The 17,562-nt window shown below is 42.2% G+C and carries 13 protein-coding genes; 3 read left to right on the top strand and 10 right to left on the bottom strand.

The annotated features are described in order from the left end of the window. Positions 1-720 (bottom strand): DUF6503 family protein, encoded by a 720-nt coding sequence (locus tag AB9K32_RS12950; RefSeq protein WP_369885426.1) that lies wholly within the window; start codon positions 718-720, stop codon positions 1-3. 36 nt (positions 721-756) lie between these two features. Then, on the bottom strand, positions 757-3,030 hold the full coding sequence (locus AB9K32_RS12945) for an inorganic phosphate transporter (protein ID WP_224835806.1): 2,274 nt from the start codon (positions 3,028-3,030) through the stop codon (positions 757-759). A 149-nt stretch (positions 3,031-3,179) separates the two neighbouring features. Here AB9K32_RS12945 and dgt point away from each other — a divergent pair, with 149 nt between their 5' ends. Further along, entirely contained in the window at positions 3,180-4,538 is a 1,359-nt protein-coding gene (gene dgt / locus AB9K32_RS12940) for a dGTP triphosphohydrolase (protein ID WP_369885425.1), read from the top strand. On the opposite strand, the gene AB9K32_RS12935 is transcribed toward dgt, so the two are convergent. Both AB9K32_RS12935 and AB9K32_RS12930 read right to left on the bottom strand, forming a co-directional pair. Beyond that, positions 4,535-5,593, bottom strand: a complete 1,059-nt coding sequence (locus tag AB9K32_RS12935) for a DUF3078 domain-containing protein (RefSeq protein ID WP_224835804.1) — start codon at positions 5,591-5,593, stop codon at positions 4,535-4,537. The two genes, dgt and AB9K32_RS12935, sit on opposite strands and share 4 nt — an antisense overlap. Next, on the bottom strand, positions 5,584-7,362 hold the full coding sequence (locus tag AB9K32_RS12930; RefSeq protein WP_369885424.1) for a 1-deoxy-D-xylulose-5-phosphate synthase: 1,779 nt from the start codon (positions 7,360-7,362) through the stop codon (positions 5,584-5,586). The genes AB9K32_RS12935 and AB9K32_RS12930 overlap by 10 nt, the downstream gene beginning before the upstream one ends. An 83-nt stretch (positions 7,363-7,445) precedes the next feature. Here AB9K32_RS12930 and AB9K32_RS12925 point away from each other — a divergent pair, with 83 nt between their 5' ends. Next, positions 7,446-7,895, top strand: coding sequence for a nucleoside deaminase (locus AB9K32_RS12925; RefSeq protein ID WP_252081128.1), 450 nt, complete (start codon positions 7,446-7,448; stop codon positions 7,893-7,895). 52 nt (positions 7,896-7,947) lie between these two features. Here AB9K32_RS12925 and AB9K32_RS12920 read toward each other — a convergent pair whose 3' ends face one another. The 4 genes from AB9K32_RS12920 to aspS all read right to left on the bottom strand — a co-directional run bounded on the left by AB9K32_RS12920 (position 7,948) and on the right by aspS (position 12,078). Beyond that, positions 7,948-8,142, bottom strand: coding sequence for a cold-shock protein (locus AB9K32_RS12920; RefSeq protein WP_163624136.1), 195 nt, complete (start codon positions 8,140-8,142; stop codon positions 7,948-7,950). 82 nt (positions 8,143-8,224) lie between these two features. Then, positions 8,225-8,485 (bottom strand): hypothetical protein, encoded by a 261-nt coding sequence (locus AB9K32_RS12915; RefSeq protein ID WP_224835801.1) that lies wholly within the window; start codon positions 8,483-8,485, stop codon positions 8,225-8,227. Beyond that, positions 8,482-10,266, bottom strand: coding sequence for a chloride channel protein (locus AB9K32_RS12910; protein WP_252081129.1), 1,785 nt, complete (start codon positions 10,264-10,266; stop codon positions 8,482-8,484). The genes AB9K32_RS12915 and AB9K32_RS12910 overlap by 4 nt, the downstream gene beginning before the upstream one ends. 63 nt (positions 10,267-10,329) lie before the next feature. Next, positions 10,330-12,078, bottom strand: a complete 1,749-nt coding sequence (aspS, locus tag AB9K32_RS12905; RefSeq protein ID WP_369885423.1) for an aspartate--tRNA ligase — start codon at positions 12,076-12,078, stop codon at positions 10,330-10,332. A gap of 364 nt (positions 12,079-12,442) precedes the next feature. Between aspS and AB9K32_RS12900 the strand changes: the two genes are divergently transcribed. Beyond that, positions 12,443-12,793, top strand: coding sequence for a toxin-antitoxin system YwqK family antitoxin (locus AB9K32_RS12900; protein ID WP_224835798.1), 351 nt, complete (start codon positions 12,443-12,445; stop codon positions 12,791-12,793). Positions 12,794-12,885: 92 nt separating this feature from the next. Here the strand turns inward: AB9K32_RS12900 and AB9K32_RS12895 are convergent, their stop codons facing one another. Together AB9K32_RS12895 and AB9K32_RS12890 are read right to left on the bottom strand one after the other, a co-directional pair. After that, positions 12,886-16,368 carry an efflux RND transporter permease subunit gene (locus AB9K32_RS12895; RefSeq protein ID WP_369885422.1) on the bottom strand — a complete coding sequence of 1,161 codons (3,483 nt, stop codon included), beginning with the start codon at positions 16,366-16,368 and terminating at the stop codon, positions 12,886-12,888. Between the two features lie 18 nt (positions 16,369-16,386). Continuing rightward, the gene (locus AB9K32_RS12890; protein ID WP_224835796.1) at positions 16,387-17,559 is read right to left on the bottom strand and encodes an efflux RND transporter periplasmic adaptor subunit; all 1,173 of its coding nucleotides are present in this window, start codon (positions 17,557-17,559) and stop codon (positions 16,387-16,389) included. Positions 17,560-17,562 lie beyond the last annotated feature (3 nt).

The following is a 17,562-nucleotide window of genomic DNA, read 5'->3' as shown; positions in this document are numbered from 1 at the left end:
TTATTGTATTTTTTCCAGAGTGTCGGTTCCTAAATACTTATCGTCCTTGTTCATGTACCATGCCCTCGTTTTTGGCATTTTGATGCCATTTACTTCCGCCAGGCCTTCTAAAAGAATGTACTCTCCGTCGTTTTTGGTTTCATCGTGAAAAAATTGATATACCTCCATGGCGTAAGTGGAAGGGTCAAAATAAAAGTACCAAGTGTCTTTGCCAACTTCGGCATCGTAAGTGGCCTTTAAAACCACATATTTTTTATTCTTGAAGGTTTTTTGTTGGACCACGGGATCTAGGTGGGTGCCTGGGTCGTTCAACTTCATGGGAAGGCCGTATAGGTAAGTGTAGTAATCCTTCATCATGGTTCCCCGTTCGCAGGTCAGGCGATACTTTTCGGCTTCTTCCTTGGTAAACTCTTTGCTCTCGTTAAACATGATTTCGCAGGACCCGTTTTTTAAAATATATGAGTAATGATCACCATCTTGGGTAACATCCAAGACAAACTCCTGTTTGGGGAAATCCACGGAAATCACACTTGTGCGTTTGGGTCGCTCCGGAGTTTCCATAACTACTTTGAACGATGTTTTTAGGTTGGCCCAGTTACCATCTGGATCATGAAATGAAATGGCCTTTTCCAAAACTTCTTTTGCAGAAAGGGATTGTGAGTGCAATGGCGCAAGGCCCAATAGGCCAACTGCCATAAGAGAAAAGAAATATTTGATCATATCTTTACAATTTATAGATGTTGTAAGATACCGAATTTATTTCTTTGGTATAGTTGCTGGTTTTACGGAACTATCGTGCTCTGCATAATAGAGTTCCAGTAATTCCATCATAGAAGTGATCAGGTCCCTGCTTTCCAGCAACAAAGAAAAATATAGTGTGGTGTTCTTTGGGCTCGATTCTTCCGTCCTTGTTCGGGAAACCTGCCTATTTATCTTTTGCGAAACCATTTCATTGATCTCGTTTTTGGATTGAAGCACATCTCCAATTTGCTCAAAGGAGCGATCTACAAATGCTTTTTCCGTGCTGTTGAATATTTTTTCCAGATAATTATCTATCTCTTTGAGTTCCTTTATCTGGTTGTATTTTAATTTTTTGTGGTTGTTGTTAACGTGGTTGTAACTCACCTTGCCGATGTATTCGAGGGACTGTGACATATCCGTTAGAAGATCCATCACATTAATGTAAAAGTTACTCGCGCCCACATGCGCTTCATCCAGGTTTTTGATAAAGTAGAATGTATCGTTTCTAAGACCGTCTATTTCTGAAGAGAGTTTGTTACTTTGTTTTTTGTTCTTTTTCAAAAAGTCCAAATCATGTTTGGACAACCCTCGAATACAGTTCGAGTAAATACGGTTGCTGCGCTTTACAACGTTGGCAATGTTGGTTGCACTTTCCTCTATAACTCCTTGGATGGAACTGCTTTCGGCACGTCTTAAACTATCTTCGGCCTTTATTTCTTTGGTCTTTTTGTTGTGCGAGATATAGTTGCGCAGTAAAATGACCGCTGCCAACATCAACATAATAACAAGCGAAACAAATTTTCCTATAAACAACAGGTAAGCGATTATCGCTGCGGCCGTAAATGCACTAAGGGCGGTAAAAAACCAACCACCGATAACGTTCAATACTCCGGCAACGCGATATACGGCACTTTCTGCACCCCATGCCCTATCGGCCAAGGATGTACCCATGGCCACCATAAAGGTAACATAGGTGGTGGACAAGGGCAATTTCATGGACGTGGCGATGGAAATAAGTACACTGGCCACCATTAGGTTGACCGAAGCCCTTACCAAATCGAATGCTGGCAGCTCCTGGGTTTTGCTTTTTGGAACATAGGTTTGTGGCAATACAAACTGTTTGTCCAATTTTGATTGAAGAGATGGAGGAACAATTTTTGATACGTTTTCAAAAGCCACGATACTGAATTTCACTATTTGTCTAGACAGATAATTGGGCTGAAAACGTTCGTCGCCCTCATCTTGCCTGGCCAAGTCGACACTGGTTTTTACAACTCCTTTTGCTTTGGAGGAAAACCAGAGCGTAATTACCATTACAGCGCCGGATAACAACAATAGCATTGTTGGGGTCTGCACGGCAGAGGCTAGTCCGCGCATATTAAATTCCGTTGCAGTTATACCAGAAGCCTGCCAATCTTGGTACGATTGAAGTGCAGCAATAGGTACACCGATAAAATTTACCAAATCGTTGCCAGCAAAGGCCATTGCCAGGGCAAATGTTCCAAAACCTATTACGATGCGGTATATGTTCCATCTTAAAAAACTTGCCACGATAAACGATAAAATCGTCCAGAATGCAAAATTTCCGGCCAAGAAAGCAAGGGGCTGGGTTGCCACAAACTCAGAAATTGCTCCGTCAAAAAGGGCAGCACTCTTCAGTCCTTTTACCAAAATAAAATATACAATGGCCGTAATCGCAAGGCCACCAAATATAGACTCTACCCACTTGGATTTGTTCTGAAATTTAAAAGAAATCAAGGCTCTCGATACAAACTGAACCAGGGCACCTATGGTAAATGCGATAAAAACGGAAAGGAGTATCCCAAAAATAATTTCCGCCGCCTTATCTGTGTTTATATATGTGGCCAGATCCGAAAACCCTCCTTGGGTATCTGCGATTTTTATCAAGGAGATGGCTACAGAGGCCCCTAAAAGCTCAAATACAATGGAAACGGTCGTAGATGTGGGCATTCCCAAGGTGTTGAAAAAATCCAATAGTAGAATGTCCGTAATCATTACGGCCATAAAAATGAACATGATTTCTTCGAAAACGAACTCACCGGGGTTAAATATCCCCTTTCGGGCCACTTCCATCATTCCACTGGAAGACATTGCGCCAAACGCTATACCAACACTGGCAACGATCATAATGGTCCTAAAAGATATCGCTTTGGACCCGATTGCCGAGTTCAAAAAGTTAACCGCATCGTTGCTTACGCCCACTACCAAATCGGTTATGGCCAATATGCCAAGGGCCACAACCATGAAAATGTAAATATTCTCTCCCATTCTTTAAGAAATATGGCAAAAATGCCATTATAATTCGGCAATGAGGTTAACAAAATGTTACCAAATACGCTCCTAAAAATATCAATATTTTTCCAGTGTAGGGCCTAGGTTCATCTTTTGATTTATCTTCGCTAACAAATAATGGACCAATGGATTGGGAGCAGTTACTCTCTTTAAAACGATTCGGAGACAAAGGTAAAAGGCTTAGAAAGGAACAGAATGAGACCCGATTGGGGTTCGAGGTGGATTACGATCGGATTATTTTTTCGTCGGCTTTTAGAAGTTTACAGGATAAGACACAAGTGTTTCCGATGCCGATCGCCGTTGGTTCGCAAAAAAACTTTGTACATACCCGGCTTACACACAGTTTGGAAGTTTCTGTTGTGGGAAGAAGTCTTGGCCGAAGTGCTGGACAGCAAATTTTGACAAAGTATCCTTTTTTGACCGAAATCCACGGTTATCAATTTAATGATTTTGGTGCAATTGTTGCCGCAGCTGCCTTGGCCCACGATATAGGGAATCCTCCATTTGGGCATAGTGGGGAAAAAGCTATCGGCAATTATTTTAAACAGGGCAAAGGGAAGCAATTTCGAAATGTTCTTTCTGCAGAGGAGTACCAAGATCTTATCGATTTTGAGGGAAATGCCAATGGTTTTAAATTATTGTCAGAGTCCAGGGACGGTGTGCCCGGGGGGCTTCGTTTGAGTTATGCGACTTTGGGTGCCTTTATTAAATACCCAAAAGGATCATTGCCCAAAAGACCATCCAAGAACATCGTGGACAAAAAATTTGGCTTTTTTCAATCGGAGAAAGCCTTTTTCCATGAACTTGTGGAAGAAATTGGCCTTTTGCCCAACCCTGACCACCAGGAAACAGGTTTTTTAAGGCACCCTTTGACTTATTTGGTAGAAGCGGCTGATGATATCTGCTATACCATAATCGATTTTGAAGATGGCATCAACTTAGGATTGATTCCGGAAGAGTATGCCTTGGAGTATCTTATCAATTTGGTGAAGGACAACATCAACACGAAGAAATATAATACAATGACCACCTCGAGCGACCGTTTGAGTTATTTAAGGGCTCTTGCGATAAGTACACTGATCGGGGACGCCGTGGATGTTTTTGTAAAAAATGAGGATAAAATATTGAACGGGGAGTTCAATGTATCATTGCTCGACAAAGGAAAATATACCGCTCAAGTTGCCGATATTATTAAATTGAGCGTCGAAAAAATCTATCAGTCCACAGAAGTAGTGGATAAAGAGTTGGCCGGGTATCGCATTATTTCCGATTTACTGGATACGTACACAACGGCTTTGATAAATGTAAAAGAGGGCCAGGATACGAATTATGACCGACTGCTCTTAACAAGTTTGCCCGAGAAATACCGCAATACGGATGCATCACTTTATAAAATCCTATTGGATACCAGCTGTTTTGTTGCAAGTTTGTCCGACAGTGCAGCGGTGCACATTCACGATAAGTTGACAGGCCGACATATTTAAAACGAATAGAGTAGGCCAACCCCAAGTAGTTGTTTAAACTGGATTCGGGGTATGCCCGGGTCTATTGTTGTGCCATCTTCGGCAATTTGTTCGTCGAATTTGATATCATCATCAAAAATAAGGTGGGTTCCAATGTTGGCATTGAGGTATTGGTTGACCTTAAGGTTAAAATTAAGTTCCCAGTCCACATCGATATTGCCAAAACTTCTTACATAATCCGTGTACAGGTTTAGGCGATGGTTCATTAAAACATTTTCCGCTATTTGTGTCTCCCATGTATTGGTGATCAAAAAACCAAGTTCCAAAAAAATGTGTTCTCCCTCTTCCACACCAAACGCCCCTTGGTTGGAAAGAGCTTCGTCCAGAACAAAAGTGGATTTCATGGTGGCGGGCGAAATATAAAGGTTGAATTTGTCCTGAGGCGGTATGTAGGATGTACCGACACCCACAAACAAGTAACCGGGGGACATAAATCTTGAAATAGGGTTCTCTCGGTTCGGGTACTTATATCCGTTGGAGAATTGTGTTCTCATGTTTGCTTTTACCGAATAGTACCAATTGGTTATGGTGTCCTTTCTAAAACTCAGGGTGGTGGACAAGCGGATTTGATCGTCTGTTTTTCGGAGTTTCCTGCCCTCTTGCGCATTGATGCCATAGCGCAGCTGGACCTCATTGTTCCAATCCAGATAACGGAACTTATAGTTCCGGGCAAAATCTGCACTTGCCAAGGCCGACACCGAATTGTCCCCTCCGGCATTCCAGTTCACAAAAGCAACTTCACTAATGTTAAGTCCAAATTTGTTCACCTTTTTCCAGAAAGAAGTTGGTTTGAACCGCTTGTACCAAATACTCAGAGGTTTTACCCGGTTCAGTACGGTTCTGGGGTCTGTTAGCTTAGCGTTTCTGGTCAGATATTTGAGCTTTACATCCTTTATGCGAACAACTCTAAAATTGGAGTCGGTACTGTCTGGCTCAAAGGCCTTTAAACGTGTGATCTGAGCATTGGAAGTAACAAAAACGGCAAAGAACAGGATTAAAAAACAATTTATTCGCATGGGTTCAAGGTTGATTGTATATAAGAGTGTATGGCATCAAAATCTATACCAGCCAATTTAAGGGTTTCGGGAATGGTTCCATGATCGATAAAAGAATCCGGAATGCCGAAAATCTTAATTGATCCTGTATACTTTTCTTCATTGGCAATTTCCAGCACAGCTGAACCAAAGCCGCCAATTTTGACACCATTTTCTAGGGTAATTATGTGTTCATGGTTTTCAAAAATATGTTGTAGCAATGGTTTGTCCAATGGTTTGATAAAGCGCATATCGTAATGTCCGATCTCTTCCGGTTTCCCTGATTTTTTGATTAGTTCGGAAACTTGGTTCCCAATATGGCCCACGCTAAGTATTGCCATTTTGGTGCCCTTCTTTAGTTGTTTGCCAGTACCGATTTTTATGGATTTCATTGGGTTTTTCCAATCGATCATGGCACCTCGCCCCCTGGGGTACCTTATTGCAATGGGAAGCTCCAGCCCTTGTTGTGCGGTGTACATAATATCCCGTAGCTCGTGCTCGTTGAGCGGTGCAAAAATAACAAGGTTTGGGATGCAGCGTAAATATGCAATATCAAAAACACCATGATGGGTAGGTCCATCCTGGCCTACCAAGCCAGCTCGGTCCAGGCAAAAAACCACCGGAAGTTTTTGAAGGGCTACATCGTGGATCACTTGATCATAGGCCCGTTGTAAAAAAGTAGAGTAAATATTGCAGAACGGGATCAACCCTTGGGTTGCCATACCGGCCGCCAAGGTAACAGCATGTTGTTCGGCAATACCCACATCAAAAGCTCGGTCGGGTATTTGGTCCATCATAAACTTTAGGGAACTCCCACTGGGCATTGCAGGGGTAATTCCAACTATTTTGCTGTTCTTTTGGGCCAATTCCACAATAGTGTGGCCAAACACATCTTGATATTTTGGAGGTTGAATTACCTCAGGTTTTTTGATGCGTTCCCCTGTTATTTTATCAAACTTGCCAGGGGCATGGTAGACCACCTGATCTTCTTCTGCCTTTTTTAGACCCTTTCCTTTGGTTGTGATGATGTGGAGCAACTTTGGGCCATCTACATGCTTTAGTCTTTCCAGTTCTTCAACAAGTTTTTGCAAATCGTGTCCATCCACAGGGCCGGAATAGTTGAGGTTGAGGCACTCAAAAATGTTCTCGTCCTTTGCCTTTCCTGCCTTAACATTGGTAAGGTATTTTTTTAGGGCCCCAACACTGGGGTCTATGCCGATAGCATTGTCGTTGAGAACGATCAATGCATTTACATCGGTCACCCCGAGATGGTTTAAACCTTCAAAAGCCATTCCGCTGGCTATGGATGCATCTCCGACCACCGCAATGTGCTGTTTCCTTGTATGTCCTTGTAATTTTGATGCCATGGCCATGCCTAAAATGGCAGATATGGCCGTGGAACTATGGCCTGTTCCAAAATCATCAAATTCACTTTCGCTCCGTTTTGGAAAACCGCTAATACCACCAAGTTGGCGGTTGGTATCGAATAACTCTTTTCTGCCCGTTAGGATTTTATGTCCGTATGCTTGGTGTCCAACGTCCCAGATCAGTTTATCCTGAGGGGTGTTGAACACATAGTGCAGTGCAATGGTAAGTTCCACTACGCCCAAACTTGCCCCCAAATGCCCTTCCTTTGTAGATACAATGTCAATAATAAACTCCCTCAATTCCTGAGCGAGTTTAGGCAGCTCTTCCAAAGCTAACTTTTTGAGATCTGCAGGGGAATCGATATGTGATAGTAATGTTTCCAAAGAATAAAAAACAAAAGTATCGATTATCCCTAAAATTATTTTATGTGTAGCTTAGCAATCTATTGAAAATGACTTAAAATTTCGTGGAAAATCCGTTTGACGATACTTATTTTATGAAGAAAGCCATACAAGAGGCCGAGATTGCCTTTGAAAATGGCGAAGTACCGGTAGGAGCAGTAGTGGTAATCGAGAATAGAATTATTGGAAGGGCGCACAACCTTACGGAACGCTTAAAGGATGTTACAGCGCATGCCGAGATGCAGGCCATAACCGCAGCTTCCAATTTTTTGGGCGGCAAGTATTTACATGGCTGCACGCTTTATGTTACTTTGGAACCATGCCAAATGTGCGCGGGAGCACTGTATTGGAGCCAAATATCCAAGGTTGTTTACGGAGCTCCGGATCTAGAGCGCGGATATAGTGTAATGGGCGGCAACCTGCATCCCAAAACTGCTGTGTCAGGGGGTGTGTTGGAGAAAGAGTCGGCAGAACTTCTAAAGCGTTTTTTTATACAGCGGAGAAATTTGAACTGATAAAAAAACCCGGCATCGCCGGGTTTTACATTCTAATCAAAATAAAATATTGTTATCCGATTACCTGCACTTGTGCTGCAACCACTCCTTTTCTTCCTTCTTCTTCGATGTATTCTACTTTGTCGCCTTCGTTCAGTTCCACTCCGTTCAATGCTGTAACATGAACAAAGATGTCTTTTCCTGTGTCGTCGTTTGTAATGAACCCATAACCTTTGGATTCATTGAAAAATTTTACTGTACCAGTCATTAAATAAAAATAAAATGTTAAAACACGAAAGTAACTTTTTTTATGAGTGAATGGGTAAAAAGAACTTTAAATATTCGGAAAATTATTGATTTTCAGATGATTTGCGCTCTTTTTCTTGCATTTTCTTAATATTTTCTTTGGTGAGCATGTAATCTTGCATGTTTTTCCCCTTACTCTCTTTAAAAAGGAATAGGGGCATGGCCACCAAAAAGAGCCCAACGGTACCTCCACCTATATACTTTGCCGCTTGTGGATGTCCTTCTTCGAGGGAAAGACCGAAGGCAATTGAACTCAAAGAGGTCAACATAATCAAAAAAATAATGTGTTTTAACTTGATTTTCATTGGGAATAATTGATCAATTTTCTGCGATACGCCGTCAACAGTTTGGATTTTGAGATAAAACCTTCGTATCTGCCATTTTTAATGACAGGAAGGTTCCATGCGCCACTTAGCTGAAATTTTTGCATAACCTGTTTCATGCTGTCCGTTTCGTAAAAGATAACCTCTGGCGGGGCATGCATCAAATTTTTAACAAAAACAGTGTCGTACATCTCGGTGTCGAACATCATGGGACGGATATCGTCCAAGACTATGATTCCAATCAATTTTCTATCATCGTTCAATACTGGAAACAAGTTTCTTTTGGACTTGGACACCGATTGATGCAACATTTCTCCCAACGACATTTCTGCATGTACGGGCCTAAAGTTTTTTTCGATCACATTGTTCATTTCCATAAGCCCGAGAACCATCTGATCTTTATTGTGCGACAACAGCGCTCCTATCTTGGCCAATTCTTTGGTGTAAATGGTGTAATCCAGTGCGTTTTTTGTAATCAAGTAAGATATGGCCGCGGTAATCATCAGGGGAACAAAGAGCTGGTATCCCCCGGTTATTTCGGCGATAAGGAAAATGGCGGTCAATGGAGCATGGATTACACCGGAAATAAGACCTGCCATTCCAATTAGGGTAAAATTGCTTTCCGATACAGAAAAGCCCAGGCCTAAATTGTTGATTACTTTGGCTACGGCATTTCCCAAAGCACTTCCCATTACCATTGTGGGAATAAAAACTCCTCCCGCACCCCCTGCTGCTATGGTAGTGGTCATGGCTATGGCCTTAAAAATGGTTATCCCAAAAAGTAGGGCGATTACAATCCAAATATTTTGGGTAAAACCATCAAAAGGAGTAGTGCCAAGGGCTTTTTGATGATTGCCGTCCAACAGGTTGTTAATAAATCCAAAACCCTCGCCATAGAGCGGGGGGATGGCGTAAAGCATGACCCCAATAGCCACTCCACCGACCAAGAGCTTGTATTTTGGACTTTTCAATTTTTTAAAAAGGGATAGAATGGCAAAGTACATTTTGGTGAAATATATGGAGGCCACACCCGTGCCAACCCCTAAAAGAACATAAAATGCCGTATCGTTTAGTTCAAAACCCTCGGAAAGGGAGAAATTGAACAAGACTTCGTTACCTAAAAAGAAATAGGAGGTCAATACCCCAGAAATCGATGCCAGTAATAAAGGTAACATGGACATCATGGTCAAATCCAAAGTAAAGATTTCCACGGCAAAAATGATGGCAGCAATAGGTGATTGAAAAATTGAGGCAATGGCCCCTGCCGAAGCGCATGCTACCAAAAGTGTTCGGGTCTTGGCATCGATGTGAAACAATCGGCTCAAATTGGAACTTACCGCAGACCCAGATTTTACGGCCGGTCCCAACAAACCCACGGACCCACCAAAACCAACGGTAAGCGGTGCGGTGATCAAGGGAGTGTAAATGTCCTTGATCCCAAGTAGTCCTTTTTTCTTGGAAAGTGAAAAAATAATGGAGGAAACAGCATGCTGTAACGGCTCTTTATGCACAAACTTTACATAGAGGTAGACCAAGGTCAAGCCAATTATAGGAAGGATAAAATACAACTGATTTTCTGATGAGACAATCCCTTTTTCTAAGAGCGATTCTATAAAGTAGGTGGAGTTTTTTACAGTTACCGCTACCAGTCCGGCCAAAAAACCTACGATCAGGCTCATTATTTGAATGAAGGTCCTGTTGGAGATATTTCTATATCGCCATTTAAGAAATTTGGTATACAGTTTTTTGTTGCTGTAGGGCATTGAGGTATATAATACTATTAAAAGTATTAAAAAATCCCGCTCATGGAACGGGATTTTGATTTATCATAGGTCCAATTTTAAATGGAGTTCTTTTAATTGCTCGTCATCTATGTTTGCTGGCGCATCGATCATTACATCCCGTCCACTGTTGTTTTTGGGGAAAGCAATAAAATCGCGAATGGTTTCTTGGCCACCCAGAATAGCTACCAATCTGTCCAGGCCAAATGCGATACCTCCATGGGGTGGAGCTCCATATTGAAAGGCGTCCATTAAGAACCCAAATTGTGCTTTGGCTTCTTCTTGGGTAAAGCCCAAGTGTTTGAACATGGTTGCCTGTATTTCTTTGTCATAGATCCGAATGGAACCACCACCTATTTCGTTTCCGTTAAGCACCAAATCATAAGCATTGGCTTTTACTTCGCCCGGATTTGTTTCCAATAGTTCCAATTGTCCGGGTTTTGGAGAGGTAAATGGGTGGTGCATGGCGTGGTAGTCCCCAGTTTCTTTATCCAATTCCAATAACGGAAAATCTATTACCCACAATGGAGCGAACTCATCTGGTTTTCTTAGTCCCAATCGTTCGGCGAGCTTCATTCGCAATGCGCTCAATTGAGCTCGGGTTTCGTTGGTGTTGCCAGATAGCACACAGATAAGGTCTCCTGGTTTTGCTCCGGTCGTTTGGGCCCAATTGGCAAGGTCGTCTTGGTCATAGAACTTGTCCACGGAAGATTTGTAGGTGCCATCTTCATTACATTTAACGTAGACCATCCCTTTGGCGCCTACCTGTGGGCGCTTGACCCAATCAATTAGCCCGTCTATTTCTTTTCGGGTATAGGAAGCAGCTCCCGGAACGGCGATACCAACCACCAGTTCTGCGGAATTGAATACATTAAAATCCTTATGTTGTGCGACTTTGTTCAGTTCTCCGAACTGCATGCCAAATCGAATGTCGGGTTTGTCGTTACCATATAATCGCATGGCATCGTCATAGGAAATGCGAGGAAACTCATCTACTTCTACACCCTTGATCTCTTTTAAAAGATGTTTCGTTAGTCCTTCAAAAGTATTCAGGATATCTTCTTGTTCCACAAATGCCATTTCACAGTCTATTTGTGTGAACTCAGGCTGACGGTCGGCACGTAGATCTTCGTCCCTAAAACATTTTACAATCTGAAAATACTTGTCCATTCCCCCGACCATGAGCAACTGCTTAAATGTTTGTGGGGATTGGGGGAGGGCGTAGAACTGTCCTTCGTTCATACGGCTGGGCACCAAAAAATCCCTGGCGCCTTCTGGGGTGGACTTGATCAAATATGGGGTTTCAATGTCGATAAAACCTTGGTCGGAAAGGTATTTTCGAACTTCCATGGAAACCTTATGCCTAAAAATAAGTTTGTTCTTTACCGGGTTTCTACGAATATCCAAGTATCGGTATTTCATTCGGATGTCCTCTCCGCCATCGGTCTCATCTTCAATGGTAAATGGAGGGAGTAGGGAATGGTTCAGCACGGTAAGTTCGGTGACAAGCACTTCAATTTCACCTGTAGGAATATTGGGGTTTTTTGAGGCACGTTCGATTACCTCGCCCTTTGCTTGGATAACGGTTTCACGACCCAGCTCGCGAGCTTGTTCCAAAAGTGTTTTGGACGAGCGTTCTTCATCAAAAACCAATTGGGTGATACCATATCTATCACGAAGATCTACCCAAGCAACAAAGCCTTTGTCGCGTACTTTGTGGACCCAACCGCTTAAAATTACTTCTGAACCTATATCCGATGCCCTTAATGCACCACAAGTATTACTTCTGTACATGTTACCTAGTATAAGAGCGCAAATTTAATAGTAATGTGCGTATTTTAAAGGGGATATGTCGATTTTCTGACGTAAGTATTTTTTTGGACCCAAATAGAGCTGACCAGATCAATTTTACGTAACATTAAATTAACATTAGAATAGATTCTTGAGTAATATTAAGGGGATTAAAGGTTAAAATGTTCGATAATCAGGGGTGTTACCCGTAATTGACGACATCGTAAAACACTGAAAAACAGCTAATAAAGACTTTAAAGTTAATTTAACGTAAACAAAAAGTTATGTAAAAGTGTATTTAAAGTAAAATTTAAGTAACTTTGTGTCGTTATCATTAAGTACTAACAATATTAAAATCCCATAAAATATGAAAAAAGCAGTATTATTTTTGGCGGTGATGTTTGCGGTTAGCGTATCGGCTCAAGATACAAAGCCGACCTTTGAAAAAATGGGAAAAATGGTGAAAGCCACTTATTTTCATGACAATGGCGAAATTGCCCAGACCGGTTATATGTTGAACGGAAAGTTACATGGTGATTGGGTAATGTTCAATGTTCAAGGTAAAAAAATTGCCACCGGCCAATACGAAAACGGACAAAAGACCGGAAAATGGTTTTTTTGGCAGAACGATGTGTTAAGTGAGGTCGATTTTACGGACAATCGTATTGCCCAAGTAAAGAATTGGAGCCAAGGCGATGCCGTTACGGTCAACCAATAATTTAAAATCAGTGTTTAAAAAAAGCGGCGGCCAAATTTGGCCGCCGCTTTTTTATTATATCTCTTTAAGCTTGCTCGGGAATTGGTGTTTGTTTACGATCTTGTTTTTTTTAATCTGCCGTTTCGAATTTTGATCTTAAGTTTGTAGACCAAACTGAACAGGATAGGCACCACTACCAATGTTAAGAAGGTAGCTACCAACAGACCGTAAATTACCGTCCATGCCAAAGGTCCCCAGAATATTACATTGTCCCCACCAAAATATATGTTGGGATTGAACTCGCTCATCAAGGTAAAAAAGTTAATGTTGAATCCTGTGGCCAATGGTATTAGACCTAAAATTGTGGTGATGGCCGTAAGTAATACAGGTCTAAGCCTTGCTTTTCCGCCTTTGATCACCGCTTCCATTAAATCTTCGGACTCCAATAAATCTTCTTCTTCAAGTCCCAGCTTTACTTTTCTTCTGTCGATCAACAATTGGGTGTAGTCCAACAGTACCACACCGTTATTCACTACAATACCCGCAAGGGAGATAATCCCCATCATGGTCATCATAATAACAAATGCGCTGCCTGTGGCAACAATTCCACCAAAAACCCCGATCAAGCTTAGGAATATCGCCAACATAATAATACCTGGCTTGCTTATGGAGTTGAACTGGAAAATCAGAATAAAAAAGATAAGTCCAAGTCCGGTGAAAAAAGCACCCATTAAAAAAGCCATCTGCTTGTTTTGTTCCTCGATCTGTCCGGTATAATCTATTTTGATATCACTTGGAAGATTCTCAAAATCGTTCATTTCCTCTTGTATTTTTCCAACAATCGCTCCTGCATCTGTATACCCCGATGCCAAAGCCGAGTACACGGTAACCACGCGTTTTACATCGCGGTGCTTAATGGCACTGAACCCGGTGCTATTGGTTTGTTTGGTGACCGCTGAAATGGGAACCTCCTTGATCTGCCCGCTGGAAGGGTCTCTAAAAGTTATTCGTTGGTTGAACAGGGCACTGGTGTTGTACCTGTCATCTTTGTTGAACCGCACATAAATATCATAATCCTCGCCACCTTCTTTATAGATTCCTGCCTTGGAACCAAAAATGGAGCTTCGCAGTTGTTGGCCCACCTGCCCGGTGGCAACCCCTAACTCACCTGCTTTTTTGCGGTCCACTTGAACCAAAAGAGAAGGTTTGGATTTGTTAACGTCGATTTTTAATTCATCTATACCCGGAATATTTCGAGAGTTGATAAAGTTTCGCATGCGTTCCGCTGTGGTGATCAGCTCCGTATAATCCTCACCTTCCAATTCTATGTTGATGGGATAACCTACTGGAGGTCCTACCGCATCCTTTTCTACAGAAATGGCAACCCCTGGATAAACATCTTTAAGCGCTGTCTGCACTTTTTTGAGCAACTCCTCACTATCTGCTCCTTCACGGTACTTAAATTCTCGGAATGTAGCGGTAATTTTACCCCTGTTGGGCATTTCGGCACTGGAACCACCATCGGTTTGTGGGTTACCGGCGCCTTCCCCTACTTGAGATACCGCACTTTCGGTCATAAAATTGTAATCACCGTGCATATAAGCTTCGGAGTTGATAATGTCGTAGACCCTACCTTCAATATCCTTGGTTATTTTGTTGGTTTTTTCGATATCGGTACCCTCCGGATATTCAATATACACTATGATTTGGTTGGGCTTATTGTCCGGGAAGAACTCTACTTTGGTCCGTTGGCTTCCTACCGATGCGCCAAATCCTGCAAAGGCTATCAAAAGCAATACAAAAGTGATGATCGAAATAAAGATAGGTTTTCTCCCAGATAAGGCATACCGCAAGGTTTTTTCGTACATTCTTTCCCAATTGGGCAGGATCTTATTCTGAAAAGTATTGGCCCAATTTCTAAGAAACAGGCGATAGATCCAGAGCATAATGGCGGTTACCACCATTAAAGTCCCCAATGATCGATATGCTCCTCCAAAAATAATGATGAGTATTCCGATCACCGAGATGATAGAAGTGATCCGAATAATCTGCTTTAATGGCATTTCCTTGTCTTCGGTGGTCATGTATCGGGATACCAATACCGAGTTGAAGAAGATGGCCACAAAAAGGGATGAACCTAAAACCACGGAAAGCGTTATGGGGAAATATTTCATAAACTGCCCCATGATCCCTGGCCATAGGCCGAGCGGAACAAATGCTGCTACTGTGGTCAATGTGGATATAATAATGGGAAAAGCGATCTCGCCTATTCCTTTTTTCGCCGCTTCTATCCGAGGCATTTTTTCCTCATCCATGAGTCGGTAAATGTTCTCTACGACCACAATACCGTTGTCCACCAACATACCTAGTCCCATGATCAAACCAAAAAGGATCATGGTGTTCATGGTATACCCCATTACATCCAGGATCATTAGCGACATAAACATGGACATTGGGATGGCAAAACCTACGAACAGGGCATTTTTAAATCCTAAGAAGAACATCAATACCGTTACCACTAATATGATCCCGAAGATGATGTTGTTCACCAAATCGTCCACCTGACCAATGGTCTTGGAGGACTGGTCGTTGGCGATGGTAACTTTAAGGTCTTGCGGAAATTCGTTTTCTATGGCATCCTCTACGATTACTTTGATCTGGTCAACCGCGGCCACCATGTTTTTTCCAGAACGTTTTTTTACATCTAGCATTACCACGGGTTCGCCAAATTCACGTGCGTAGGTTGTTTTATCCTCTTCTTTAAACGAAATTTTGGCAATGTCCTTTAGGTAAATGGGGTTTCCATTTTCCGATTTTACCACAAAGTCCCGTAGGTCCTGGGGTTTGTCTATTTCCCCTACAATTCTGATGGTTCGGCGTTGTCCACTGGCAATTAGGTTACCTGCGGATGTGGTCAGGTTTTCGTTGTTGATGCTATTTATCACATCGTTAAAGCTCACTTTTGCCGCCATCATTTTATAGATGTCCACGGCAACCTCCACCTCTTTTTCTTGGGCACCTCGAATATCTACTTGTTTGATTTCTTGGAGACCTTCTATCTCATCTTCCAGATATTCCCCAAATTCTTTTAGTCTTTCAATGGGGTAATCTCCGGAGATGTTGATGTTAAGGATGGGCATTTCTTCGGAAAGACTAAGATCGAATACGTTTGGCTCGACCTTGGCACCGTTAAATGTGGGCCAATCTTCGCCGGCGGTCTTGGAATCTACTTCGTCTTTTACCTTTTGCAGGGCAGCTTCTACGGAGATGTTCTCATCAAACTCAACAATGATCATGGAATAATCCTCCTGCGAGGTAGAGGTGATTTCCACAAGATTGCTTACGGTCTTGAGCTCGTCCTCCAAAGGATCCGTAATCAGTTTTTCGATATCCTCTGCGGTGTTGCCCGGGTAAATGGAACTAATGTAAATCTTGGTTTCCTTTACTTCGGGAAAACTTTCCCTGGGCATACTAAAGTATGCCATACCGCCCAGAATAAGGATAACCAAAATTAGCACATACATTGTGGTCTGGTTATCTATGGCCCATGACGACAGCCCAAATTCCTTGTCTACGCTTTTCTTTTGTTTGCTCATAGTCTGTACTTTGGCTGTCTAGCTATTTTTTATATTCACTTGTTGCCCTTCTTTTACGCTTCTGGCACCTTCGTCTATTATGGCATCACCTTCGTTGATGCCGGAGAGTACTTCTACGTAATCGCCTTGTGTTTTTCCTGTTTTTATGACCACTTTTTTGGCCACTGGATTATTCTCAATGGAATCTGCGGCTACCAACAATACATATTGTTCTCCATCCGCATTTTCGGATAATATACTTTGTGGGATCAAAATGGCATTTTCGCTGGTATAATCGTTGATCATTACACGTGCGGTAAGGTTCGGTTTTATTTTGCCATCGTGACTTGGCACGGGGATTTCTGCGGTAAACGAACGGTTGCTGGGGTTTATAAAATTACCGGTCTGTCTAATTTTTGTGTTAACGCTATCGCCCAGTACCGGGAAATATACTTTTACATCTTTTCCTGGGGTTACGTTTTGCAAATGGCTTTCCGGTACTTCAACTTCGATGTACATATTGGATAGATTTACTATGCGGAATACCTCGGAACCTGGACCTGGGCTTACCACTGTGCCTTGATCTTTGATCACGTCGTCTATAATTCCTGTAAAAGGGGCCCGTATACTGGATTTGCCAACCTGACTTTCCATTTGTTTTACGGCACTTTGTTGCGCTTCGTAATTGGTTTTTGCCTGTAGGTATTGTATTTCGGAACCAATGTTCTGTTCCCACAGTCTTTTTTGGCGTTCAAAAGTGGTTTTGCTCAATTCGGCCTGTGTTCTAAGTTGTGCCAATTGGCTGGATAAGCCTCCATCATCAATAGTGGCCAATAGCTGTCCCTTGGTTACTTTTTGTCCTTCCTTTACATACACTTTGTTCAGTGTTCCGGACATTTCTGGATAAATAAGTACATTTTGCTTGGTCATTACATCTCCTTGTAATTCCAGGTAATGATCAAACCTTTGAGGATGTACTTCTATGGTGGTCACCAATGGTAACTTGGCAGAACCATCCAACAGTGCAATGGCGGAATCCAAGGATTTTAATTGGCTCTCCAACGCTTTCTTTTCTATTGAAATTTCGGCATGCTTGGCACGGATTACCTCAACATCTTGGCTGCTAAGTGCTTTCTCCAAAGATTTGTTGCCATTGCCCCCGCATGAAGCCAAAACCGCTGCGGTTAGTGTTATATATATTGCTTTTTTCATGAT

This window comes from Allomuricauda sp. XS_ASV26, assembly GCF_041224615.1.
GTDB classification, from domain to species: Bacteria; Bacteroidota; Bacteroidia; order Flavobacteriales; family Flavobacteriaceae; genus Flagellimonas; species Flagellimonas alginolytica.
Note: the sequence above shows the minus strand (reverse complement) of the source record. Positions and strands in the feature narration are given on the sequence as shown.

Excerpts from the sequence above, each read along its gene's own strand:
- AB9K32_RS12890 (WP_224835796.1), bottom strand. The coding sequence starts at position 17,559 with ATGAAAAAAGCAATATATATAACACTAACCGCAGCGGTTTTGGCTTCA.
- dgt (WP_369885425.1), top strand. The coding sequence starts at position 3,180 with ATGGATTGGGAGCAGTTACTCTCTTTAAAACGATTCGGAGACAAAGGT.
- AB9K32_RS12935 (WP_224835804.1), bottom strand. The coding sequence starts at position 5,593 with ATGCGAATAAATTGTTTTTTAATCCTGTTCTTTGCCGTTTTTGTTACT.
- AB9K32_RS12910 (WP_252081129.1), bottom strand. The coding sequence starts at position 10,266 with ATGCCCTACAGCAACAAAAAACTGTATACCAAATTTCTTAAATGGCGA.
- AB9K32_RS12895 (WP_369885422.1), bottom strand. The coding sequence starts at position 16,368 with ATGAGCAAACAAAAGAAAAGCGTAGACAAGGAATTTGGGCTGTCGTCA.
- AB9K32_RS12900 (WP_224835798.1), top strand. The coding sequence starts at position 12,443 with ATGAAAAAAGCAGTATTATTTTTGGCGGTGATGTTTGCGGTTAGCGTA.
- AB9K32_RS12945 (WP_224835806.1), bottom strand. The coding sequence starts at position 3,030 with ATGGGAGAGAATATTTACATTTTCATGGTTGTGGCCCTTGGCATATTG.
- AB9K32_RS12950 (WP_369885426.1), bottom strand. The coding sequence starts at position 720 with ATGATCAAATATTTCTTTTCTCTTATGGCAGTTGGCCTATTGGGCCTT.
- AB9K32_RS12915 (WP_224835801.1), bottom strand. The coding sequence starts at position 8,485 with ATGAAAATCAAGTTAAAACACATTATTTTTTTGATTATGTTGACCTCT.
- aspS (WP_369885423.1), bottom strand. The coding sequence starts at position 12,078 with ATGTACAGAAGTAATACTTGTGGTGCATTAAGGGCATCGGATATAGGT.
- AB9K32_RS12920 (WP_163624136.1), bottom strand. The coding sequence starts at position 8,142 with ATGACTGGTACAGTAAAATTTTTCAATGAATCCAAAGGTTATGGGTTC.